Raw genomic sequence first — 25,578 nt, 5'->3', positions numbered from 1 at the left:
GGAAGTCTATGACTGATTTTTCCGTTTTACCGGACGAAAACTCGAAGCGATTTGTTGCTGTGCTCAATAAAAAAGTTGAACTTGGTCGACTTTTTAATGCGCTTGGCCATATGACCGCTGGGCTCATTGACCAAATTGGTAATACTGATGAGCTCTGCTTTTTACCGTATCAAGACAAAGATGGCGGCATTCACCCTTCGATTTCGCACTACCCTTTTATTGTGCTTAAAGCAGATAACAGTAATAAAATCAGAAAAGTGCGAGCAGAGCTTGTGGCTCGTAACATCCCCTTTACCGACTTTACAAATACCATGATTGTTGGCACATCCGAACAGCAAGTAAGCGCCACCGCTGAAACACCAGAGCAAGACTTAGAGTACTTTGGCATTTGCATGTTTGGCGATAGCGCGGAGCTTAAAGAATTTACAGGGAAATTCAGCTTGTTTAAATAACCTGAGGTTTATTTTTGGTATCACTTACTTTGGTTGTAGTTTAGGTTTAATTTATGAAACGATTTTCAAGTACTGCGTTGGTCATTGTTGTATTACTAGTCATCCTTAATATGAGTAATTTGCCTTGGGAGTTAAGATTTGCAGCGCCTCAGCATAATTACCTTTTCGTTATGATACTGGCCATCATCTTACCCGCTTCAGTGTTGTTGTGGTCGTTATGTCGACGCACCAAGCTGCTCAAAATGTCTGGCTTATTAGTCGCTTTGGCAGCAGCAGTGCCGAGTTTCATCGTATTTATCTTTGCCGCTGGTGATTATTCCGAGATCAAACAAAGCGGCGTTGACAACTCCTTTGCCGAACTTAATCGACTGAATGTCAATGACGATAACTATGTGCTTTACCGAACCGACCGCGGAGCCACCACTTCATATGGTTTAGTTTTACGCTTAGAGCGAGAAATCGGATTTGGTATTCATGCAGTAAAGGTCGTTCACAGCAAATACAAAGCCGCAGAAGGTCAGCTGGAGTTGCTTTCTGAGAGCCAAATAAAAATGCAGATCCAGCCTTATGATACGCAAGACCAAATGGAAGTGGTGGTGTTAGATATTTAAAATGCTTTCAAGGCCGCAGCGTAAAGCACATGATAAAAGCGACAAAATCGCTGTGTAAAACAGCTCCTACCCTGTAGTGAAGTCATGCTTGTAGGAGGCGATTCACTCGCCGAGCAGTTTATGTTTTCTAACGAATTTTTGATGAAAAATCCCCCTCATCTCACCAGCCAAAAATTCAATATAAAAACAACAAAGTCGCTGTGTAAAACATCTCCTACCTCAAGGTGAAACCAAGCAAAAAGCCGATACTGGCTTTTTGCTCTTCACATTTAACACTGTTAAATAATAGTCTTACGGGTTCTTAGGCGATTAAAGTTGACGTAAACCTCTTTACCACAGTCTAATTTAACTGTGAAACCCGAATACTCCTCTTTGATTTCAATGAGTTTTTCGTAATTCTCTTGGAAGTAGGTTTGCGTCGGGATGGATGCGTCTTTAAAGCTGATAAACGCGCCGTATGCCCCTTCTATGGTGGTGTCGCGGCTAACTTCAATCCAATCAAGTGCACGGTTTACATAACGGTATACTGGATTTGCTTGACCAAGGCGTTTGCTGTCATAACTGCCGTCGTATTTTAACTCGGTATTCCACCAAGTTTGGTATTGAATGGTGTACTGCGCAGTAGTATAAGGAAAGGCAACACGCTCCTTAGCATCATCACAAGTATCATTGGCATAAAACTTACCCGCAATGGCACCTAGAGTGACATAACTAAATAGTCCAAGTGGGGCATTTTGTGCAAACAGTAAAGGCGATGTAAGTGAACGCAATAGCGCCAACTTGCCTTGTTCGGTAAGACCAGACTCACGCACTAGCTTCGAGGTGATCTTGTGTGGCGCTGGGGCGTCGAAGTCTGGTGTAAATGGTTCGCCATCAACGCTTGCGGCAAGCGTCCCTTTTAACCCCAGTTTTTTGAGATTAGCCAAAGAGTTTCGCGACCAGTCAGACATCAATGCTTCGCTATAATTCTGCTTTGTATCCGTGCCCGTCACCTGCACTTTAGCAGTGGGAAAATACTGCTTAGCAAACTGAAGTAGCGCCTTTTCTGAGCCTTGCCAATAACCATACATGGTGCTTGGGTGCTTTAACGTTTTTTCGTAGCCAGATGACTTTTCACACTCGCTAACATCTGGGATCGCGTTGATTTTTAGGTTAGTACCAACTAAGTTCTCGGTATCCTTTCCCGTATCGTTAATCGCATCTTCCCACTGGCTGAGCAGCTGCCAAGTTGCTAAGTCTGTAGAGCCAACCGCCTCATTATTCCAGTTAATTTCAAAGCGGTGGATTTCATCAGGTAGCTCAAAAGCTTTGACTCTAAACTCCGTCACTATTCCATAACTTAACGCCCCGCCTCCGCGTAGTGCCCATAAGAGATCTTCATTTTCAGTCTCAGATACCTCAACTCTCGAACCATCTTGCAAAATAACAGTCGCACCAACGAGTGACTCACAGCACATCCCTTTTGCTCGCGTCCACGGGCCCCAACCACCGCCTTGAATATACCCAGCTAACCCAACCGTGGCACAGGTGCCGTGCGGAATGGTTAACGGCGGAATATCCTTGTAACCAGATTCCGCAAGCTTTGGAACTAATTGATAAAAGCGATATCCAGAGCCAATATGAGCAATATAGTCATCGCCTTCTTTCTCAATGGAGAAGTCTTTTAAACCGCTTAAATCCAGTAGCACCACATCTGTGCCACTACACTCCCCTTCGTGATCATGGCCACCAGAGCGCACCCGAATGGGTAAGTTAAACGCTATCGCCTCTTGATAGGCGCGCATTACATCATCGGTGTTATTACACATCACAATCACCGAGGGCGAAAACTGAAATCGTGTGTTAAAGATAAGTGCTTTAGCTTGATATTCTCTAAAGCGCTCCATCGAAGTATCCCCCGTTGGCAATAAAGTAAGCAACTGCTTTGCAGAAAAGCCATGCTTACTTTCTAACGCGAGTATAAATCCTTGTGTCGCGCGCCAATAGCGGTCGATACGCTTTTGTGCTTCTTCTAACTGATATTCAGGGATTGGTTTATTGGATTGTTTAGGCATTGTTGTTTCCTTGCGCTGTGCAATTTCCACGTGGACAGTCGTCCACTTTGTTACCCGTAATGGCTTCGGCGAGATCTTGTATCGCCGGTGCGAGATCTTTTTTATCAATATTGACTTTAATGAGGTACGGCTTACATGAGTTTTCATGAAGCGCAGCAAAAACCCCATTTAGATCTGCGACGGTCTCTACATTCAAATATTCAACAGAATACGCATTCGCTAATGATTTATAGTCCCAACGATGCAGATCATCAAATGGTGCAAATGCGCCCGTAGGAGTAAACGCACAGATATCAACGAACGACTGCTCAATTGCATACACTTGGTTACTCATTACAAACACTGCAGTATTGAGTTTGTTATGGCTAATGGTAGACAGTGTTTGGCACATCATCATAAACCCACCGTCGCCGGCAACCACAACACTACGTCGGTTGTCAGCCAAGGCTGTGCCGAGTGAACAACCGGTTTCATGACCTAACGACCCCCAAGCCGCGTCACTAATAAAGCGACTTTCTTCAATACCAGTTAAACGAGCCGCCATATAAAGCGAAGAGCTTTCACCTAAAATAAGGTTGAAGTCACGCACCTTTTGGCATTGGGCTAACTGCTTTTGGTATGTGCAAAAGAAGTTTTCGTAGCTGATGGTATCGCAATCTCGTACAGGACTTTTCAAGTAGGGGTTTTCCGGCAACGAGCAAAGCGCATGATGCTGCATCGGGTAATGCTCAACATACACCGTTAAATCATCAATAAACTGTGCTAAATCGATACCACCAAAACGCTCGCAGTTACCAATTCTTGCTTCGCCCATATTCACGCGGATCAATTCGTTGTCTTGCGTTTTTAACATGGTCAGGTAATCATCAGTGAATATTGCCCCCAACGCTAAAATGCAATCTCGTTTGCTAACAAAGTCAAACGTTTCAGGCCATGACGCTTCACCCGCATAGGTGCCAACAAACAGCTCCTTCCCGAGCCCTTGCGCCTCACTTAATACTGATTTGGCTAGCGTGGTCGTGGTATACGGAATATTGAGATTACAGAGCAAGTTTTCGACTTCCCTTTGTATGCCAAGTCGCGTGATCTCTATGCCTAATAATACCAACGGCTTCTCAGCTTCTTTGAGTCGGTTGATTACTTTATCGAGTAAATTTGCCATCATCGTAGGATTAGATGCAGGTCTTGGGATCACTAAATGGCCATCTGGTTTATCACAAGCTGCGCCCCACACGTTTTGCCATGCTTCTAGATAAATAGGCCGCTTTTCACTCATGGCAAGGCGTAACGCATTGTCAATAATGTCAGGAGCAGAAGCGGGATCCGAAAGAATTTCACTGGCGACAGTGACATTTTCAAACACCTTTTTATCTGCGCTATAGTCGCCGGTAGAGTGATGAAATAACACGCCTGTTTCTTCAATATCTACACGGTTTTCAGCCGACGGACTTGCCGATATAACGACAACAGGATTACGCTCGACATAAGCGCCGGCGATGGCGTTTAATACGCTGAACGTGCCAACGCCGTATTGCACAGACACCGCGCCAATACCTCGGTATCTTGCATATCCATCCGCCGCGTAGCCTGCCCCTAGTTCGGTTACATCGCCTACAGCGCCAATACCTGGAAAGTTGTCCAGTGCGGTCATAAATTCTTGCACATAGTCACCAGGCACTTGAAACACCTTATCAAGGCCCAACTGCTTTAACCGCCACAGTAAATGGTCAGCAACCGTAAAATTAGCGGTACTCATGATTAATACCTCGATAGGCGAATTCAGTGACTTCGTCCAGGGTGTCCGAACTGGCATTTGGCTGCTGCGCTGAATGCTGACACGAGCAGCCACCTTTACGGCAATCTACTGGTAAGTAGTTGTGGTGTGACTCAAGCCACTGTTCATACTGTGCTTTGTCTTTGGATAACCAATTAGGCGTTGGTAAAGCAAAGAACTCAGCCAATGTTGATTCAGCCGTATTTAACGCCCCTTCAACCCAGCCTTGTTCATAGGAGTACGCTTCGCCAACAATATAGATTTCTTCACTTGCAACAGGGTGGCGCATTCTGCACATGATCTCATCGAGACGATAATTGGCTTTCCACTCATGCCAGCCACCGCCATAAGGGTCATCCCCCCACTCTTGGTAGATAGCAGAATATGGCATTGGGAGCGCTTTTTGATTATGTAACGCTTGAATTTGGCGATGTGCCGCTTCAACCATCCCAGTGGTAATTTGATACTGGTTTTTAGGTACTATCTCATTTTCGGTATAGCCTTGTGCACCATAGGCTGGCATATAGCCTTGGTAATGCTCGCCCTTTTCTAAACCTTTCCAGTAAGGGATAGTGCCAATATCATTGTAAGAAGCCATTAGCAGCGAGTTGGTATTAGGCTCACCATAGGTATGCTCTACTTTACATACCCGTTCGCCTTTTTCGTTGCTCTCGTATTCAAGGCATTCTTTTTGATCGCATTCCGTGCCCATGTAATAAGTTTGACGGATTGGTAAGTCAGTGACAGAGCGACCAGCAACAAGGCCCAAACTGCGCCACCAAGGTTGCTCGTAAGCCATAAACATCTTAATCGCTTTTTGGATAAGCACAGACGGAATGTTTTCTTTTAACCAAGGGTCGTCAAAGAACGGCGATTCAATCAGCTCAAGCGAGCGCCTTGGCATAGCCAAAATAAGCCGCTTCACTTTAACGCTGTACGCTGGAGCATCTTTATCAACCACTTTCCCACTGCTGTTCACTTGTGTTGGTTGAAAGGTGAGTTCATAACGATACTCGCCACAATGATGCAGCTCAATTTTTGCAAGTCGATGCAACATATTAACGCGCTTACAGCGGTCAAGGCAGCCCGGTGCCGCTGCAAACTCTTCACATAACTTCAGCGGTAACGCCTGAAAACCATCTTTGAGGGTCTTAAATACCGTATCATCGCTATATTCAGTGGCAGGCAACTGAGTAACCGCACTGGCATTCGCCACATTAGCATCGTAGCCCCCCGCTTCTTTCATAAAAAGGTATGCTTCGTTACTCAACACATGCTCAAGCAAGTTCCAAAAGCCAAAGCGCCAGATTTCCTTGCCAAACACTTTGACTTTCATCTGCTCTGCAAGAGACATATCGGCAAAGCCCGGACAGATGAGGTTCATGACTTTAACTTGAAGATCTTCCGGCCCATAGCCTCGCTCTGTTTCTTCAAGCTTGTATGGGATTTTGTCTGGACACTCGGCGAAATCACGATATCTAAAATATTGTCCGCGCAGGTAAAAGAGGTTGTTTTCACTGCCTGCTTCAGGAGAGCTTTCTGCATTTGAAGGGTATAACGGCAGCTTTGAGCCCATAGGGAAGTCTTTGGTTTGGAGTTTTAGCTCATCCACCAGCGTACTCACCATCACATGATCATCAGGAATAAAGCGCATGCCACCAAGCTCAGCCACGACGTTGGGTAACCCCGGAAGCGTGCGACTGTACAAACGACCACCGATACGATCGCTATACTCAAATAAGCCTATGCGATGTGTATCACCAAGCTCTTGTTGCAGACGCCATGCACTATAGACACCTGATACACCGCCACCCACAATGGCAATATCTAGTTCTTTATTCATTTTAATATGCTCCTTTAAGCTATTACTTTAAAAGCATATTTAAGGGTGGTGATTTTATCTATTACACCGAGTTACAACAGATTACAGAGACATTACAGCAACTACAAAAATAGCCAGTCTTCAATGATGAAGACTGGCTATTTAACGTTTGCTTATTCTAACCTTCGGCTACTTTAGGCTATTTTGGCAAAGCCCATCTAAAATTGGACAGTTTGCATTTTCGTCACCATTACAGTTGTCCGACAGTTGTTTCAAAGTCTCACGCATTTGCTGAAGTTCATTGATTTTATGCTCAATCTCATTCAAATGATGCTGCGCTATCGATTTGACTTCACGGCTAGTACGATCTGGGTTTTGTAACAAATCGAGCAAAGATTGGATCTGCGCAATAGGAAACCCCAGTTTTCGTGCTTGCTTTATCACACCTAGCAATTGTAATTGTTGTGAATCGTACAGCCGGTAGCCTGCTTCACTTCTTTTGCTGCACTTTAGTAGCCCGCTCGCTTCGTAATGGCGGATCATTTTTGCCGAGAGTCCTGTACGCTGCGCGGCTTCGCCGATTGTGATCAGTTTTTCCATGACGTTTACTCCTTTGGTTGCCAACGTTGCAATAACAACGCATTGCTAATGACTAGTAAACTACTGGTCGCCATCGCCGCACCTGCAAAAATAGGGCTAAGGTAACCCAGTGCTGCCAATGGAATGCCAATGACATTAAAGATAAATGCCCAAAATAGATTTTGCTTGATTTTGCGATAGGTTAATTTTGCCATCGCTAAAGCAGATGCCACTAAGCTTGGCTCGCCACGCATCAGCGTCATTGCCGATGCGCTTACCGCCACTTCCGTACCGGTTGCCATTGCGATACCCAGATCAGCCTGTGCCAGCGCTGGGGCGTCATTGATCCCATCACCGACCATTGCCACACAGTAACCTTGCTGTTGGGCATTAGCAATATACTCAGCTTTGTGCTCTGGCAGTACTTGCGCTTTGTAATCGTCCAGTTCTAGCAATTTAGCATTGTACTGTGCACTACTTTGGCTGTCTCCGGTCAACATTGCAACTTTGATCCCTTGCTGCTTAAGCTGTTTGACCGCGGTATAGGCATGAGCTTTAAGCTCGTCAGTAAAGTAGAATAGCGCCAAAAACTCGCAGCTCAGTTCACTATTTTGGGTCACTAACCAAGATAAAGAAGCGCCGGGTATTTCTTCTGGTAGCGCAGGCAAAGTTAAGCCTAACTCTTGCATCCAAAAGCCGCTCCCCAAATAGACTGTTTTATCTTGGTATTGTGCTTTAACGCCTCTACCCGCTACCACTTTAAAGTCGCTTACAGGAAGTAATGACAATTGCTTTTCCAGTGCCTTATTGACCACCGCCTTGGCAAGCGGGTGTTCGCTGTATTGCTGTAACGATGCCGCCAGCTGTAACACATCGTCTTGATGATACGTAAAAGTGTGCATATTGCTAAGCTCAGGTTTGCCCATCGTAAGCGTGCCCGTTTTATCAAAAATCACCATATCGATGGCAGTTGCTTGCTCCAATGCACCAGCATCTTTTACTAAGATCCCATAGCGCGCCGCAGTGCCTGTACCTGCCATAATCGCGGCAGGTGTTGCTAAACCAAGCGCACACGGGCAAGCAATAACAAGAACAGCCACCGCATTCAGAATACCCGTTGGCCAATCTCCTGTACTGAGCCCCCATGCAAAAAATGTAATGAGCGCAATCACCAATACCGCAGGTACAAATACCGCACTCACTTTATCCACCAACGCTTGCACTGGTGCTTTCGCACCTTGTGCTTGTTCTACCAAACGAATAATTTTTGCCAAAGTTGATTCCGCACCAACACTGGTTGCATCCACTTCAAGCACGCCATCAAGATTCACCGAACCACCAGTAACTTTATCTGTTTGTGCTTTATAAACAGGCACGCTTTCACCGCTGATAAGCGCTTCATCTACCTGTGAGTGACCTTCAACTACAACGCCGTCAACCGGTATACGCTCACCAGGTTTGATCAATAGTCGTTCGCCACTTTTTACTGCCCCAGCAGGGACTTCTTGCCAACTGTTATCACGCCAGACCATAGCCGATGTTGGCCTTAAGCTTTCAAGCGCTTTAAGGGCGCTGGTTGTACGTCGCTTGGCTCTGTGTTCAAGATACTTACCCAACAGCACCAAACTCAACACGGCACTGCTGCTTTCGAAGTATAAATGTGGAGCGCCATGCTCACCGCTGAATGTCCACCACAAATACAGCGACAGGCCATACGCCGCACTGGTGCCGATGGCCACCAGCAAATCCATATTCCCCGTTCCCGCTTTTATTGCTCCCCATCCGGCACGATAAAAACGCGCACCAAAATAAAACTGAACAGGCGTGGCCAATGCCCATTGCATCCACGCCGGGAGCATCCAGTTTTGGTTAAACAACATGGCAAACATGGGTAACACCATAGGTAAGGTGAGCGTCAGTGACGCCACTGCCGGGAACCAATCAGCGCGATAAAAGGGAATTGCTGCCACTTGTTCGCTTGACTCATCAGGGTCTGCTTGTGGCTGTACCACAGTGTAACCGGCGTCGTTAAGCTTGGCTTCGATTTCAGCGAACGGTAACTCTGCCACTAAAGTTAAGGTTAGCTTTTCAGTCGCTAAATTGACCTCGGCTTTAATTACCTGCGGTAATGTTTGCGCCGCCTTTTCCACTCGGCTCACACAAGACGCGCAAGTCATGCCTTTAACTTGATATTGCACTTCATTGGTATTGACCTTGTAGCCTGCATCTTTTACCGCACTGACCAACGCCGACACTTCCGCACTGCCCTCAACAGACACCGCTTCCAAGGCTAAGTTAACACTGGCACTGACAACGCCAGACACTTTCTCTAAGGCTTTCTCAACTCGGCCAACGCACGAGGCGCATGTCATGCCCGATACATTAAATTTTATCACCTTGTCCATTTCTATCTCCGCAAACGCGTTAATTCTCATTGTTGGACACTAATCCTTACCCTTATGGTAAGGTCAAACAAAATTGTTCATTTATCTAACAGAAGAAAAAAGAGTTTCCATAGATAAATAACCTGAGGTTTAGATAAGAAATAGATGAACTCATTGCCTTTAAGAGAAATAATGACTTCTTTCTCACCTAGCCAGTAAGTTTTAGGGATAACACGGCGAATTTACACACCAAAGGAGAAGACGACGTTATCGCTATTATTGGCGACGCAGGCTATATCAACGAAAGCTGTGCCTAACTCCCAGAAGCTATCAATCCAAGTCGACCCAAACCACTTTACATTTGTGAGCTCACATCCTCCTTTATCGCCACTCACACTTGTTTTATACAGCTCACGTTAATAAACGCTCACAATAATTCACACTTTGACAAAGCGCAGACAATGCGGAACAATTACGCCGTTTGTATTAGATAAACCCAATACAACTGCGACTAAAGGAATAATTTAAGGACAACACAATGAGCTTTATCGGCGCCGGTGCAGGCAACGAAGCCCAGAGCGTGCAATACAATGTCGACGCGCAAACTGCCAAATTACGAACCTCAGGTTCAGCTTCTTGGCGGCACAACAATCCAGCCCTACTGCCATTAAATATTAGTGCAAAGCGAAATCAAGCGCTGGGACAGGCCTATCGTATTGCAATATTTCCCGACCGTGCTGCGGGAGAGCAAGCCTTTTTAGAAGAAATCGAAAGAGCCAAATACAGCGATTTTACCTTAGGCCAAATGGTCAATGCGTTTATTCCTGACTACATCATCGACCCACCACAATGGGATGAACAAAACCAAACGGCTGTTCTACCGCATATTGAGCCAATAACGGGAATGGATGTTAATCTGCCAATTAGCGACCCACAAGCATTCTTAGACTTGGTAACCCTTAAACTGGGTTGGCAAGTAGGAACTGAGAGTGATGTTGCCAGAGATTTTGAAGCCGAAGCCAGACAAGCAGCTATCGTTTCAAATACCAATGTTCTCATTAACGGTAGAACCGCTGTGCATAGTGGCAGCGGCGGTGTGTTAAGCACAGTAGACGTTTGTTTGACTAAGATAGGCAAAGTGGTTGTGCCTATTCCCTACGGTAACATTGCTCGCTCATCAGACGCCGCAAGCGTTGCCAGCTCAGTAAAAATTCAAGGTAACGGTGCGGCCAATATCAAGTCTAACTTTTCAAAAAGTACGGGAGACCAACCCGGTAATAAAAAAGGTATCGCTAGTCGAACATTGGGTAAAAAAGCAGAGTTTCTGCAAGGCAGCTTTGATGTTTACATCGAGGGAAAACCAGCGGTTCGGCAGGGAGATTTAATGGTATCTAATAATAAAAATACGCCCCCCGCACCTTTGAACCAGCCCGGTGGTGCGACTCCTGCAGGCCTTGATGTTGTGCTTGGCGCAGAGCCACTAAGCCAAGCCGGTACGAATAAGATCAATATAAAAGTGTCGGGTAGTAGCAAACCTAGCGATGAAGAGGTGAAGATAGGATGAGCCACTCTTTACCAACCAAAACCAATGCTAACGGTAATTTTAGAGAACTTGTTTTTGAGGGCTATGCAAGCGACAAAGAAGTGGTTTCTTTGATGCTCAAAGACACCTCGGTTGATGGCACGAAAGAAGGCTATTATAAGGTCCCCCTTTACACTTCAAACACGGTAGACCAACAAAGCAGCGATGCTGACATTGAGCTGGTGCACATTTATCCATTTTTATACGACACGCCAGAGCAGCAACTACAATCAGCCTCTCCAGTAACCAGCGGATTTATCTATATTTATGTCGATGGCTATTTATGGCGTGAACTACAAGTTATCGAACCCGAAGACTTTGACGCTCCGGCGCTATTTTCAGATGTGAATTTGTATTGGCAAAAAGGTTTTTTAAGTTGGAAAAAGTCGGCCAATAAACCTAACTCACGACCGCAAGGCACGCGTGCAGCAACCTGTAAGCCAACCAGCAGCATTCTCGTCCCGCATAAACTAAATGGCAACGAAGTAAGCGTAGAAATCGCATGGTCTGAAGTTCAGTGGTCATGGGAGCAGATCTTGTTGTTTGGCGGGTTTAATGAACAGGATCCGCGCTTAAATACCGGCACACCACTCGCTGACGAAGAAAGACATAGCCCTGCCCTAGGAGATGCAGCAGCGCTCAGAGCACAGCGCATGACGAAGCTGGATAACTTAGGGCAATTTGCCACAGGCTATAACGACCAAGGCAAAGTAGTTAACACCCCGACACTTCATCAAAAGCTGCACCTTCCAGAGCGCGATAAAATCGCCCAAGTGCCGATTTTTGACGGGATCCATGTGGCTCGAATGTATGTGGTGAAAATTCAAAATTTGGTGGTTGAAATTGAAGCGCTTATGAACCACCTCTCTGGTGTAAACAGCGACACAGGTGAAATCGACTATCAGCAACGTAATAAATACGAGCTTGCAGTTTACATGCTGCAAACTTTCTATCTGCAAACAGATGCCGTTTTAGATAAAGACATAGAAATACAGTCATCTGGTGAAAAACTAGTCGAATCGGATGAAGACGCCATCGACTTTGCCAACAAACTTAAAGAATGGCGAACAGAATGCTTAGATGAAGAGGCCTTTTTTGAGTTTTTGCAGGAAAAAACATTTCGAGAACTTGCAGAAAATATAGCGGAGCTCACTGATGAACTCATTAACTTTCTCGATCAAGAATCCTTAGCCGCTGGATTTACCGAGTGCTTTAAGGATTATGCGCATCAAACTGACTTAAGGTTTTTTGAAGCCTATGACTTACTCACCGATTTATTTTTGGTTTTGAAGCCCCATCCGGCAGCACAAATAGCCCAAATTAATAGAGACAAAGAGTTTTGGCACACGCTAAGTAGCGGCCACCGAGGACAAGACTTTATTCTGCAATGTCTAGATCAACACCCAAGCAAACCAGGAAAAGAAATTGCGCAGTTTTTATTTCCAAAACCTACGGGAAATAAGCTAAGTGAATACGAAAAGCGTGACTTTAACCGCTTTGAGCTTAAGCTTGCGAGCGCAAAAATCGAAAAGATCCATAAACAAGAGGAATTAATAGATTGGAATGAAGGAGAACAATTAGGCAGGCGGCTTTCTCAGGTGATTTTTGGTTTAGCCGTTAGCGTATTTGAGATCCCCGATATCGCCCATAAACTTTCGAGTCACGAAGGGACGTTAGGCCAACAAAAATCCGCGACTCAAGCAGCCACAAACGCGACTCAACGGCAGTATGAACAAACTCAAAAAGCACTGAAAGAGGCCGAACTTGCAAGAGATGAAGCGCTTGATGAGCTGACAAAAAAAGAAGCTGAGTATGAACAACGAAAGTCTGAACTATCGCGTTTGACTCCTGAAGAGCATCAGCTCAAAGCTGCAGAATTAGACGCAAAGATACAAGTTGAAAGAGCAAGATTACGACGACTTGAGACCAAGTTTGCAGCAGCAAAAGCGTCGGTTACACGAGCTCAAAAACAAGTATCTACCTTCGTAAAGGTCAATAATGCATGGCACAAATACCCTTTTGCAAAATTGATTGATGCAAAAGCGGATGTATTACAGCCACTGATGCGATTAGTAGATATCTCAACACCTGGGCACCTTGTTGAAGTCGAAATGAGGGTCTCCGATTATATAAATGGTAACTTTCCTATAGGTTACATGCCGCTTGACCCCAAATCTCGCCAGCTTTCTGCCGAGAAGCAAGTGAAAGAATTAAATCAGCTGATACGAGCGAACAGAAAGCGAAACGTCAATATAAAATACGGAGGCGCAAGCCATAAAGTGTCTCTGGAAGATGTTTTGAACTTGAATAAACGCCTTGAACTCCTAACCCAATCGTTAGACAGAGCGCAAACAACCACCTTTATTGAAAGTAAAGAGAAAGTCATTGCCTATTTGGTTAAAGCAACCGGTGCCGATTTGTCTGCTGAAGCCTCAGCAGCAAGGGCAAAACAAATTTATGACGACACGGTACAAAATGCAAAACACTATTCAACTGAGTTAGAAAACCAACACACCACTATCAAAAATCTCGCAGAGCGAACAGCAAATCTAGAGAAATGGCAAAATAAAGTCGTTACCGAGGCCGCATCCAGCCAGTCGTTAAAAAGAGGAATGGTGGGTGTATTAGGTGCTTTATATATCTTTGAAATTGCAAATGTGAGGCAGGTAATAATAAATATAGAACCAAGTATTAGGGCCTCTTTTGATACACTAGGAGTAGTGTCTGATCTTGCTGCAATTCACTTAACAGTGCAGTCCGCAGTGACACAAATGCGATCAGGTTTGCCAAGTCCACGACAATATGCCGCCTTTGAACACCATAGGCGTGTTTTTGGAAGTCATAGCGCACAACAAAAATATGGGCCAACCTTTTCGAGTAAAGCGTCGTTAATGAAATGGACAAGTAGGTTAAACTTATTCGCCTCAGCATATAGTGCGACCATATCTGCTTTTGATGCTTACTATGCCTATAAGCGAGGAGATGTGTGGGCAACCACAGGAAACTTACTTGTGACAGCAGGTTTTGCGGGGATGGCCATTGACAGCCTGCCTATGGTGTTGGCCAAATATTCTCGTGCCGCAGTTATGTTACAATTTGGCAGAGTGAGCATCTATGGTCTGATAGCGGTGCTTATAGGCTACGGTATTCTCTATTTAATCCATAAAGATCCGCTCAAAAACTGGTTAACCGTCTGCCCTTGGGGTAAAAACGCCTTTGAGGGTGGCGAAAAGAACATGCTGGGGGACAACTTAACTTATTCTTGGCAAACTCACCCAGAATATGCTCTGCATGCACTTTACGACGCGCTATTTGCCCCATCTATTATGGCTGAATCTCAGGTGATGCAGCTCAACACCTTTTCACGTGTTGCTGATAAAATATCAAAACGTGGTAAATTTCATATCGTAAACTTTAATATGCAGGTTCCAGGGCATATTCCTGCATCTCAACAGGGTTATTTAGACCTAGAGTTTGATATTAAGCCCGTTGCCTCTAATAAACCATGGCAATCATTGCTAAGTACAGCGGCAAAGGGCCAAGCCTCCACCGCAATCGACCACTTCTGGGAACATGTCAAAATTACCGTTAGCCCTCAATTTACCGGGTTTCAGCTGCAATTCGACGAAACCGCGCTATACCCTTATTTTGACAAGCTAAACTGCACAAAGTTAGAGCTGCGCATGCGCTGTACAAAATACCCCCTTGGTAAGGGGCAAACCATTAGCCCAAACTCGAGTCAAGAGTTTAGGCTACCAGCTCCAGAGCGCGATCAAGATGGCAATATTTCAGAAGCACGGCTTTGGAGTGAACAAGCCGTAGAGGTAGAGATCGATGACTATGGTTTAAGTGCAGCAGGGTTGCTACAGAGGCTATTAAACTAAAAGGCCAAATAATGAGAGAAAAATTAAATCTAAAAACGTTTACAGCCCTATCTGCTACTTTACTCAGAAAAATAGTAAGTAAGGTAATGGAAACCGAGGTAGCTCCCAAAGCACCTAAAGAGCTAAAAGAGCATACAGAAGACAATTTACCACCCTTTGATTTTGGTCGGCCGGTGGAAGAAACTCCACTACTACCAATAGCAGACTCAGTACCAAGACGTAAAAAAGTAAAAGGGGGGTTTAAGCGAGTACCAGTTCAGCTAAACAGTCGATTCTTGCTTTCGCAAAATAACCTAATGGCCTCCAGCAGAGATATAAAATTGATGAGTGTTGACCTTGATCGTATCGATAAGCTTTCAAATGCAGCTTTTGCGTATATTGCTTTAGCAGGGGCAATGATTGCGGCGTGTTTTTATTTGGCTACACACGATCAATTTTTTGTTTGGAAGATAGCCGTTTTGCTTACGGTCGCCATACCTATTTTTATCCATGTTGGCTTTGTAAAACGCACTTCAGCTGAAGTACTCCGTGTTGATTTCTTTCGCCATAGTGGCCTTGTTACCTTTCCCATTGGTAACAATGTTAGTACCTTTTCGTTAGCGTTAGATGATGTTGATTTGTACATCGGTAAAGTTTCTGCAGGTAGAGGGGTGCAGTTTAACATGGCCTATTTGGTACCAAAGCGCTACCCCAAACGCCTTCGCCATCAACCTATATACCCTGTCGACTGGGAGCCAAGAGACTTAGAAGATAGCATGGAGCTGTGGAGTGAAATCCATCGTTTTATGGATAACACACAACCTATACCTGCATCCTTTTACAAAGGCTGGCAAGAGGTAATCGAAAGCAGTGACTTTACGGAGCAAGATAAAATAATCATATTAGGCGAAGATTTAGTAAAACAAGCCCCTTTTTACGATTTAGAAAACGACCGTCCGTTAGACAAAGTGATTTGGTAGCAATAAAACAATGAAAGCACACCACAAGGAAGTCAGCCCTCCCCATAACCGCATCTGGAAAAAAGTGGTGGCCTTGCTCGTTTTAGGTTTTCAAAAAATTGTAAGTAAGGTCATGGAAACTGAAGTAGCTCCCAAAACACCACAAGAGATAAAAGAACATACAGAGGACAATTTATCACCCATTGATTTTGGTCGACCGGTGGAAGAGACTCCTCTACTACCAATAGCAGACTCTGTACCAAGACGTAAAAAAGTAAAGGGGGGATTTGAGCGAGTACCAGCTCAGCTAAACAGTCGATTCATGCTTTCGCAAAATAACCTAATGGCCTCCAGCAGAGATATTAAATTGATGAGTGTTGACCTTGATCGTATCGATAAGCTTTCGAATGCAGCTTTTGCTTATATGGCAATATTAGTTGTGGCGATCTGCTATTGGAGTTATTTTCATAATCCTGATCCAAGATTTCTCTGGTTAGGTGGTACGCTCAGCGTACTGGCTACACTTATATTCATTCGTACTTCTCATATAAGACGCACTTCAGCTGAAGTACTCCGTGTTGATTTCTTTCGCCATAGTGGCCTTGTTACCTTTCCCGTTGGTAACAATGTTAGTACCTTTTCGTTAGCGTTAGATGAGGTTGATTTGTATATCGGTAAAGTTTCTGCAGGTAGAGGGGTGCAGTTTAACATGGCCTATTTGGTACCAAAGCGCTACCCCAAACGCCTTCGCCATCAACCTGTGTACCCTGTCGACTGGGAGCCAAGAGACTTAGAAGATAGCATGGAGCTGTGGAGTGAAATCCATCGTTTTATGGATAACACACAACCTATACCTGCATCCTTTTACAAAGGCTGGCAAGAGGTAATCGAAAGCAGTGACTTTACGGAGCAAGATAAAATAATCATATTAGGCGAAGATTTAGTAAAACAAGCCCCTTTTTACGATTTAGAAAACGACCGTCCGTTAGACAAAGTGATTTGGTAGTAATAAAACGATGAAAGCACACCACAAGGAAGTCAGCCCTACCCATAACCGCAGTTGGAAAAAAGTGGTGGCCTTGCTCGCTTTAGGTCTTCAAAAAATTGTAAGTAAGGTTATGGAAACCGAGGGCAAAAAGGAGACGCAAATGTTAACTCCTTCGGCACCCGTAGATAAGGTAGTGCATGATCGGCCAATAGAAGAAACACCGCTGCTAAAAATAGAGGACTCGACACCACGAGACTTTAACATTAGTAAAGGGATGCTGAAAGTGAGTCCTGCGGTATCTACTCGTACTCAACCAGTCCAACAAAATAACCTCTTTTCTTCGAATAGGCGAGTAGCGCTTGGTGGTGCCGATTTTTCACGAACTGGTAAATTAGCAAACATTGTATTTGCCTATATGGCATCCATCATCGCGCTACTTTCAATTATTTTTTATTTCGGTAGTGGTGATAGTTTGTATTTATGGCTCACCACGGGACTACTAGCATTTGCTTTGCCCCTGTTTGTCTATGTTTACCGTGTTAAACACTATACTTCTGAAGTGCTACGGGTCGACTTCTTCCGAAATACTGGCCTTGTCACTTTTCCCATTGGCAATAACGAAGGGAGCTTCTCGTTAACACTTGATGAAGTTGAACTGTATATTGTAAAGGTCTCCTCGGGGAAAGGTGTGAGGCATAACTTGGCGTTTTTAGCCCCACTGCGATACCCAAAAACACTTAAGCGCCAAACGCTTTATTCCACCGATTGGGAGCCAAAGGACATGGATAGCAGCGTGCAGCTGTGGAGTGAAATCCACCGTTTTATGGATACCACTCAGCCCATACCAAGTTCGTTTTATAAAGGTTGGCAAGAAACGATAGAAAGCCCCTATCTTGACCACCAAGACCATATTCAAATATTAGGCGAAGATTTAGTAAAACAAGCGCCTTTTTATGACCTAAAAAATAACCGTCTACTAGATAAAGTGTTTTGGTAGCAATAAAACAATGAAAGCACACCACAAGGAAGTCAGCCCTACCCATAACCGCAGTTGGAAAAAAGTGGTGGCCTTGCTCGCTTTAGGTCTGCAAAAAATAGTAAAAATGGTGATGGAAACTGAGGGTAAAAAGGAGACGCAAACGTTAACTCCCTCGGCGCCTGTAGATAAGGTAGTGCATGATCGGCCAATAGAAAAAACACCGCTACTAAAAATAGAGGACTCGATACCACGAGACTTTAACATTAGTAAAGGCATGCAAAAAGTGGCTGTAAATAGTAAAGCAGACTTTGTCTTGCAAGATAATAACGTGCTCTCATCGAACCTACGTATCGCATTAGGCGGAGCTGACTTTGCGCGAGCAGGGAAACTTGCGAATATCGTTTTTGCTTATATGGCCTCAATATTTGCGCTTGTTTGTCTCCCCGTATATCTGAAAGAGTCTGAGCCTCATATCCTTTACCTTATGATTGGGTTAGTGGCGTTTGCAAGCTTCGTTTTTTATAGAGTTCACAGAATTAAACACTATACTTCTGAAGTGCTACGGGTCGACTTCTTCCGAAATACCGGCCTCGTCACATTTCCCATTGGCAATAATGAAGGGAGCTTCTCGTTAACACTTGGTGAAGTTGAACTGTATATTGTAAAGGTCTCCTCGGGGAAAGGTGTGAGGCATAACTTGGCGTTTTTAGCCCCACTGCGATACCCAAAAACACTTAAGCGCCAGACACTTTATTCAACCGATTGGGAGCCAAAGGATATGGACGGCAGCGTGCAGCTGTGGAGTGAAATCCACCGTTTTATGGATACCACTCAGCCCATACCAAGTTCGTTTTATAAAGGTTGGCAAGAAACGATAGAAAGCCCCTATCTTGACCACCAAGACCATATTCAAATATTAGGCGAAGATTTAGTAAAACAAGCCCCCTTTTATGACCTAAAAAATAACCGCCCAATAGATAAAGAGTTTTGGTAATACTCGAATTAATCTCTATAACAAGGAGTTTTTGTGACAATAAAAAAGTTATTTAAGAAATGCGTTGAGCATATTCTAGATGAAGGAACGCCTACTCGTGCAATCAGTGATGTGAGTGTTAATAATCAACAACCCAAATATGGCCAAGTCTATCAACAGCAACATGCACAGAAAGTGACACGTAACGGACAGCAAGTTACGATAACAAAATCTCAAGTTTCAAGCAAAAAAGAACCAAATCCTGTTGCTGAATTTTTAATTAGAACTGTTGTCATTTTGTCTATCATCACTGCGGTAGGGTTATTGTGCATTGAAGCGTATAACGTAAATCGAAGAGGAGATCCGGCGGCAATGGGGTTAATGATGATGGCGATAGGCATAACTTTCGGATATCACTCAATAATGGGTAGACTTAGCCATTACACGCAACTTGTCAAAACCGCTAAGTTCGCTGGTTGGGGCATAAACTTGATTAGTACTTTGTTTTGTCTGCTAATCCTCGTTGAATTGTTGTCAAACTTCAGAGGCGATGAGGACGATAGAATCGCCCTTTCTATCGCTTTGATAAATATCTTTTTAATGGGCCGACTATTCTTTATGTTATATGGGTCTAAAAACAAAAAAGTGCAGTAACACTAATTGACCTAATTAAAACAACTGCGAAAAGTAAGCCACCGCAAAAATCGGTGGCTTACTATTATGAGCCTGAGCGCATTCAGGAAACCTGATTTACTGACTCTTTTGCATTAACTTTAAATAGTTGTTGTAAATATGGCTTACTTGCATCGTTGATTTACCTGCACTAATACCATGGCAGCTAAAGCAGTTAGCTGGTTTAATTTGTGGCTCGGTGCCAGTGACATCGCTGAAAGTTTGGGTATAAGTTTCCATAGTGATATTGGCAACCGCCAATGAGCCGCGTAACGCCTCGTTGGCTTCCTTACCCACGATATTGCCACTAATGCCATTTGCAAAATCGTAATCTTGCGTGCTCAGCCAGATTGATCCGGCGTAAAAGTAGTTACTCCAAACGGGATTCTTTTGTTCCAGTTTTACATTCACTAAGCTATTTAGTTCAGTAATATTATTGAAGTTAGTTTCATCTTGAGCTTGTTGTGTCTGACTCCCCACCAGCTCAGGGTTATCACCCGCTATATATGGATTGCCGTTTGGCACGCCGTATTGATATAACCGAAACGTGTTGGTCGTAGTTTCAGAAGCTGGATACGTTAAATGTGCATTTTGCACCTCAGTTCCGCCCCGATAAAATAGCAGATCATGGCTATTACTCACTACTTTATCTTGCTGTAAGTAAGCCGTGCTTTTCTTAAACTTTCCCTCAGAGCTGTAGTAATCTGGTGCACTCAATTTATGCTCGAACGTCGCCCAAATAAACTCTGGGTGATTTTCAACCACACCGACAACATGCATGCCAACGAGCGCCACTTCTCCCGTACCGCTATATTTATTGTCTTTTTGGTAAACCGCTTTACGAATATAAAAATGCTCAGCTAAATCAAGCTTTGGATAGACTTGCTGCAGCGCTTTGACATCCATCCAAGCAACCTTTAACTCAACCGACCCCACAGCAAATTCAGCTTTGCTATCTGCTTTAGGGTGGGAGGTTGCTGACTTCATATAAGTATCGTTAACGTGGATCGAATAATGTACGGGCGTCCCACCAAACTTGCTGTAAATAACGCCATCTGATCCAGCTTGATTTATATCTTCAAGGATCAACACATTTGCGGGGCGAAGTCCGGTTGGATTTAATAAATCATTCCAAGGGGCAAAATAAGGTTTTAGCGCATTATCAACCTGCCAAAACCCAGAACCAAACATCAACAAGCCACCAGGAGCACGCTTGTCAGGCTGCGTTAAATAGAGAAACTTATTCCACGACCACTGATGAAAATCGCAGTTTGTCGAAAGATCTTTACCATCTTTAAATGCAAACGGACTATTTGCACCTTCAGGAGGATTTGGCACAGGGCTGCCAAACCAATCGTTATTCGGTTTACAAGAAGTATCATTCGAGTAAGCAAGCGCACTTGGCGCAGCCAATGTACTTGTAGCAAGCAATAATGATATTCCAAGTAGTTGAAGTTTAGTGCGTGTAATTGATGACGGTAGCATGATGCTTTCCTTAAGATGTAAAACTCCTGTTAAATCTAGTTCATCAAAACGGAAGTTATCAATTACACAGCATTACATTTAATCTGTATTTCACCCTTTTTAATTGCTTAAAACCGCATGTTTATCGCCTGCTGATCCGTTACTTACTGCGGTGAGCGAAGCTAAAGCTTTGCTCTGGCACCAGCTGACCGCTTAAATCGTTTGGTGTTGAGTAAAACGACACATTTAACATGTCTTTTTGGTTGTCTAATTCGATATGCGCAAAGCCCCAAGTAAAAGCTTTATTCCAGACTAGGTCGTACTCTGGGTAACGCTTTTCTTGATAGTTAGCAAGCGGTGTATGCGTGCCGCGCATTTTTGATGCGGCGCCGCTGATAATAAGTGGTAACTTAGGCTTTGTGTTTCCGGGAAGTACACGCGAGCAGTCGTCCGTTAACAGCTCCAAATCATGCTCATGGCCTGCAATATATGCATCTGCGTACTCACATAGTTCGGGTAAGATTAAGCGGCGTAGCACATGAGCTTCATCGTACTTGGTGCCACCAATCGACCAAAGTACATGGTGTCCATATACAATTTTCCATTTTGCGGTTGAGTTTTTAAGCCCATTTGCAAGCCAAGCCAATTGCCTGTGATCTTCCCCATTTACAGGTTGCTCGTGCTTCTCAATGTCTTCCACTTCAGCTTGTCCGCTTGCCAGTGCACTCGCCAGTCCCTGTTCACTACCGTCCGGTTTTAGTGGAATTTCGTAATAATGCTGGCCAGAGAGCAACATATTGGTATCAAGTACAAAAAACTCGACATTATTGCCTGTCTCACCAAAGGTGTAGCTGTAATAACCTTTGTCATCCATGTGAAAATTAGCTTGCTTAGCCATCCACTCGGTCTGTAATTTCACGCCGCGACGAGACGTCTTCCAATCGTGGTTGCCTAATGCTGAGTACACGACCAACTCTGGGTTTTGAATAAGGAGCGGCTTTAGCGGCCCTAAAATCAAGTCATCCATACGCTTTTGGTCGTCCTTGCCATCGTTAGCCGCCGCTCCATCAGGATAGATATTATCACCAAGCTGAATAGCAAAGTCGCATGGCTTTTTCTCACACAAAGAGGCCATTGCCTGTCCAACCACCAACGCACCGGTTTCCTCCGTTGCGGTTTCGGTTCCCGGATAAACATAGATAGGCGCATGATTAAACTCTTCGAGCGGGCGATGCTCTTCTAACCAATCCGCCTTTTCAGCAGCAATAAACTCAGCCTTATTTTTAGGCGATTTAATGTGCTTTGTTTTTGGATAATCTGGGTGATAGCCGCCATCACCAAAGGCCAGAAAGTTAATATTTTCTGCGGCTTGCGCTGTGCTACTAAGCGCGAATAGTAATGCTATTGATGTTATTTTCATTGTTACCGACGCAGTGTTACCACTGCATCCTCCTGCATATAAATAAGGTGGATGTCCTTTTAATACATCCTATACCTAAGACCCCACCTCTACTTCTCTCTTAGAAAGACGTTACCGTTACTCCAAGCTCAAATGAACGCCCATAGGTTTCGTATTGGTAGTTGTAACGAGTGTCGCCTTGATAAATGCTCATCGGCTCGTCGGTTAAATTGATCGCGTTGAAATAAAGCTGAGTTTGCTCGGTATAAAAGTACTTCATGCTGAAATCGAGTTGCAGATGGTCGTCTTGGAAAACGCGCTGCTTGTTTTCTTCAAACAAAAAGCTTTTGCTCTTGTACGACGCACTTAACCTTGCGCTTATTTGGCTATTTTCATAACCAAACATCAGGTTGCCCACGGTGTCGGATTGGTTTGGTAGATTGTCATCAGCGTCAATAAATGTACCATTAGCTGAGAGCATCAAACCGTTTTGAAAGTTCTTCGTGTATGCAAGCTCCACCCCTGTCAGTTCAGCGGCGCCGCCATTAACGCTTTGAATAACTTCTTTATAGCCTTGCCACTGACCGTTATCTTGCACCTCGGCTTTGGCAATAAAATTATCGATGTTTTTGTGAAAAACGCCCGCAGATAACACGCCAATCGCACCGGGGTAATATTCTACCGAGAAGTCATAGTTTGTTGACTTGTATGGGTCTAAGTCTGGGTTTCCGACTTCGGCTTTACGCTCAATTTCAACTTCACCCTCATCTTCTGTGGTCTCTGTTTCTATGATTTGAAATGCTGCTGCATCTTCAAAGCTTGGACGCGCAAGAGTTTGTGTGTAGGCAAAACGGGTGATCAGTTTGTCGCTGATTTCATAGCGTAATGTTAAGTTTGGTAGCAAGTGGTCGTAGCTATCTTCGACTTGCCATTGGTTGATCTCGACGCGCTCAACGTCATTCACTTCATCATTGATAAGCTCAACGCGATTACCACTCGTTGCATAATCTGTGTCTTCGTATCTAAATCCGGCAATAACATTGAGTTTATCTATATCAACCGTCAACATAGCATAGAGCGCGGTGACGGTTTCTTCACTGATGTACGATCGACCTTGTGTTTCAATATCGGTTTCAAGCTGATTTAGCTCAAGGGCGCTGCGGGTACTGTAGAAATAGTCGCGGATCTGGCCGCGACTTAAACCCGGACCAAAGGCCCCAAGCTCATACTCAGGCTCATTGGCGGCAAAGTCTTTCGCCGTTAGATCATCAAAGCCGCCGTCATATAGCTTGGCGTCAACGCGGTTAAACTTTTCACGGTCGGCATATTTACCACCAAATTTAATTTGCGCATTGTGACCAAGTAAAGTGAAGTCTTTAGTTAAGTCCAGTCTAAAGCTAGTATTTTCATCTTCACTTAGGTTGTTCTCCCAGACAATTTCATCGATTTCAAAATTGCTAAGCTGCTGAGAAGCTTCATCTGCTGAAAGCGTGGGTGTCTTACCATCCAGTACATACCCTAGCGCAAAGTCTTCTCCAGCAAATGAGGTATCCAAGCGATTTGGCTCGCTTTCATCTGATTTCGAGTAGCCAATGCTGTATTCAATAAACCAATCCTGCACTAAGTTTTCGCCGCCCAAAACCACAGATAAAATGCTTTGCTCTTCATATCTGTCTTTGGTATCTCTATCCATTTCTGCACCTGAGAAATAGGCCGCATTTTGGCTTAGCTCATCGGCAAATACATCGCCTTTGTCAAACTTGTGCTCATTGCGTTGACGAAATTCATCGTCAGAAAACTTGCTGTAGAGCGTGCGTAAGTAGTATTTGTTAAACCCTTTGTGATGCACATCAAGATTCAGTGCCGCTCCTAAACGCTCTCGCGTAATACGATAGTGGCGCTGCTCCATTTCCTCAGCACCAAAGAAGCTCACTTCTTCTCCTGAGTTCACATCGTCCATTTCTAGTTCCATCCAGCCGCCATCGGTTTCCATATTATGAGAACCAAACTCACGCTCAAACCAAGATACCGCCGTTGCAACCCCAACTTCCACCTCTTTGCCTGCGGCATAAATATCGGTGAAGCTAAACGACGCTTTTGGGCTGGTCTCGCTCACCTGTTCATTGTGTGACGCTTGTAACGTTACGCTGTAGCTCTGCCCTTCTCGGTCAAAAGCACTGAGGCTTTTTACTTCGATGCTACCGCCCACAGCCGATGCGTCCATATCCGGTGTAACCGTTTTACTCACCTCTAGGCTTTGCACTAACTCACTTGGGATGACATCCATCGCCACCGAGCGCACGCCCGCTTCAGGAGAAGGCACGTTGGCACCATTGATGGTCACGTTATTTAGATTTGGGTCGATCCCACGAATTGCCACAAAACGGCCTTCACCTTGATCTCGTTGAATAGAAAGTCCAGGCAGACGTTGCAGCGCCTCAGCTGCATTTTGATCCGGTAACTGACCGATGGAATCGGCGCTAACAATAGATTTAAGCGATAGCGCATTTTTTTGTCGGTTTAATGCACCAGCTTGTCCAGCTCTTTGCCCTACAACAATAATATCGTCCATTTGGCCCGTTTGAGAACCAAGCTGTACTTGAACACCGGTGACTTGGTTATCAGTAATTGTGATGCTTTTAGTCACGGTTTCAGCGCCAAGATAACTTATCTCAAGCGTATAATTACCCGCTGGGACATTCGTTGCGGTAAAGCGACCATCTCGCTCAGAGATAAGGGTTCTGTCTAATTCTTTGATCACCACTTTAGCCCCTTGAAAGTGGCTCTTTTTCGATACGGAACTGACTTGCCCTGTTAGGGTGTTAGCATTTGCAGCTGAGCTTAACGTCAGTCCAGCGCAGATCATCGCAACGGCAGAAAGTGTAAAGCTAGTCGGTAGATTTTTTTTCATTATTTGCTCGCACAGGTTGAGTAGAATTTTAGCGCCCCGCTAAAACGTCGCGGCTACCCTAGTGCGAAAACGTGACGCTTTTATTTCACTTGAGTGCGCTGCAGCCTATAAC

At 44.5% G+C, this 25,578-nt stretch carries 17 protein-coding genes; 9 read left to right on the top strand and 8 right to left on the bottom strand.

The genetic code is table 11. The features are described 5' to 3' along the window. Positions 1-8 precede the first annotated feature (8 nt). Both ABMY45_RS05345 and ABMY45_RS05340 read left to right on the top strand, forming a co-directional pair. Positions 9-452 carry a DUF2000 domain-containing protein gene (locus tag ABMY45_RS05345; RefSeq protein ID WP_102058465.1) on the top strand — a complete coding sequence of 148 codons (444 nt, stop codon included), beginning with the start codon at positions 9-11 and terminating at the stop codon, positions 450-452. 53 nt (positions 453-505) lie between these two features. Then, positions 506-1,063: a hypothetical protein gene (locus ABMY45_RS05340; protein ID WP_266069777.1), complete on the top strand. Its 558-nt coding sequence runs from the start codon at positions 506-508 to the stop codon at positions 1,061-1,063. A gap of 278 nt (positions 1,064-1,341) precedes the next feature. On the opposite strand, the gene ABMY45_RS05335 is transcribed toward ABMY45_RS05340, so the two are convergent. The 5 genes from ABMY45_RS05335 to ABMY45_RS05315 all read right to left on the bottom strand — a co-directional run bounded on the left by ABMY45_RS05335 (position 1,342) and on the right by ABMY45_RS05315 (position 9,697). Next, positions 1,342-3,117 carry an FAD-binding protein gene (locus tag ABMY45_RS05335; protein ID WP_349288542.1) on the bottom strand — a complete coding sequence of 592 codons (1,776 nt, stop codon included), beginning with the start codon at positions 3,115-3,117 and terminating at the stop codon, positions 1,342-1,344. Beyond that, positions 3,110-4,873 (bottom strand): thiamine pyrophosphate-binding protein, encoded by a 1,764-nt coding sequence (locus tag ABMY45_RS05330; protein WP_349288541.1) that lies wholly within the window; start codon positions 4,871-4,873, stop codon positions 3,110-3,112. The genes ABMY45_RS05335 and ABMY45_RS05330 overlap by 8 nt, the downstream gene beginning before the upstream one ends. Then, positions 4,860-6,734, bottom strand: coding sequence for an FAD-dependent oxidoreductase (locus tag ABMY45_RS05325; RefSeq protein WP_266069771.1), 1,875 nt, complete (start codon positions 6,732-6,734; stop codon positions 4,860-4,862). Before ABMY45_RS05325 ends, ABMY45_RS05330 begins: the two co-directional genes overlap by 14 nt. A 168-nt stretch (positions 6,735-6,902) precedes the next feature. After that, the gene (gene cueR, locus ABMY45_RS05320; RefSeq protein WP_174169465.1) at positions 6,903-7,313 is read right to left on the bottom strand and encodes a Cu(I)-responsive transcriptional regulator; all 411 of its coding nucleotides are present in this window, start codon (positions 7,311-7,313) and stop codon (positions 6,903-6,905) included. A 5-nt stretch (positions 7,314-7,318) separates the two neighbouring features. Further along, complete coding sequence (locus tag ABMY45_RS05315) at positions 7,319-9,697, bottom strand: heavy metal translocating P-type ATPase (protein ID WP_349288540.1); 2,379 nt, start codon at positions 9,695-9,697, stop codon at positions 7,319-7,321. A gap of 517 nt (positions 9,698-10,214) precedes the next feature. Between ABMY45_RS05315 and ABMY45_RS05310 the strand changes: the two genes are divergently transcribed. Genes ABMY45_RS05310 through ABMY45_RS05280 form a run of 7 tightly spaced genes read left to right on the top strand, consistent with a single transcriptional unit; the run spans position 10,215 to position 19,674 of the window. Then, a complete protein-coding gene (locus tag ABMY45_RS05310; RefSeq protein WP_349288539.1) occupies positions 10,215-11,240 on the top strand; it encodes a DUF4150 domain-containing protein in 1,026 nt (341 codons plus the stop codon). Beyond that, positions 11,237-15,142: a hypothetical protein gene (locus ABMY45_RS05305; protein WP_349288538.1), complete on the top strand. Its 3,906-nt coding sequence runs from the start codon at positions 11,237-11,239 to the stop codon at positions 15,140-15,142. The genes ABMY45_RS05310 and ABMY45_RS05305 overlap by 4 nt, the downstream gene beginning before the upstream one ends. Before the next feature lie 11 nt (positions 15,143-15,153). Next, positions 15,154-16,101 (top strand): hypothetical protein, encoded by a 948-nt coding sequence (locus ABMY45_RS05300; protein ID WP_349288537.1) that lies wholly within the window; start codon positions 15,154-15,156, stop codon positions 16,099-16,101. A gap of 10 nt (positions 16,102-16,111) precedes the next feature. Then, on the top strand, positions 16,112-17,086 hold the full coding sequence (locus ABMY45_RS05295) for a hypothetical protein (protein ID WP_349288536.1): 975 nt from the start codon (positions 16,112-16,114) through the stop codon (positions 17,084-17,086). Between the two features lie 10 nt (positions 17,087-17,096). After that, on the top strand, positions 17,097-18,065 hold the full coding sequence (locus ABMY45_RS05290; protein ID WP_349288535.1) for a hypothetical protein: 969 nt from the start codon (positions 17,097-17,099) through the stop codon (positions 18,063-18,065). Positions 18,066-18,075: 10 nt separating this feature from the next. Next, entirely contained in the window at positions 18,076-19,041 is a 966-nt protein-coding gene (locus ABMY45_RS05285; RefSeq protein WP_349288534.1) for a hypothetical protein, read from the top strand. A 33-nt stretch (positions 19,042-19,074) separates the two neighbouring features. After that, a complete protein-coding gene (locus ABMY45_RS05280) occupies positions 19,075-19,674 on the top strand; it encodes a hypothetical protein (RefSeq protein WP_349288533.1) in 600 nt (199 codons plus the stop codon). A 96-nt stretch (positions 19,675-19,770) separates the two neighbouring features. On the opposite strand, the gene ABMY45_RS05275 is transcribed toward ABMY45_RS05280, so the two are convergent. The 3 genes from ABMY45_RS05275 to ABMY45_RS05265 form a co-directional block, all read right to left on the bottom strand. Next, entirely contained in the window at positions 19,771-21,177 is a 1,407-nt protein-coding gene (locus ABMY45_RS05275) for a hypothetical protein (protein WP_349288532.1), read from the bottom strand. 139 nt (positions 21,178-21,316) lie between these two features. Beyond that, positions 21,317-22,576 carry a metallophosphoesterase gene (locus tag ABMY45_RS05270; protein ID WP_349288531.1) on the bottom strand — a complete coding sequence of 420 codons (1,260 nt, stop codon included), beginning with the start codon at positions 22,574-22,576 and terminating at the stop codon, positions 21,317-21,319. A 100-nt stretch (positions 22,577-22,676) separates the two neighbouring features. Next, positions 22,677-25,466, bottom strand: a complete 2,790-nt coding sequence (locus ABMY45_RS05265) for a TonB-dependent receptor (protein WP_349288530.1) — start codon at positions 25,464-25,466, stop codon at positions 22,677-22,679. Positions 25,467-25,578: the final 112 nt, after the last annotated feature.

The organism is Pseudoalteromonas sp. XMcav11-Q (assembly GCF_040104525.1).
GTDB lineage: Bacteria > Pseudomonadota > Gammaproteobacteria > Enterobacterales > Alteromonadaceae > Pseudoalteromonas.
This window is presented reverse-complemented; position numbering and strand designations above follow the sequence as displayed.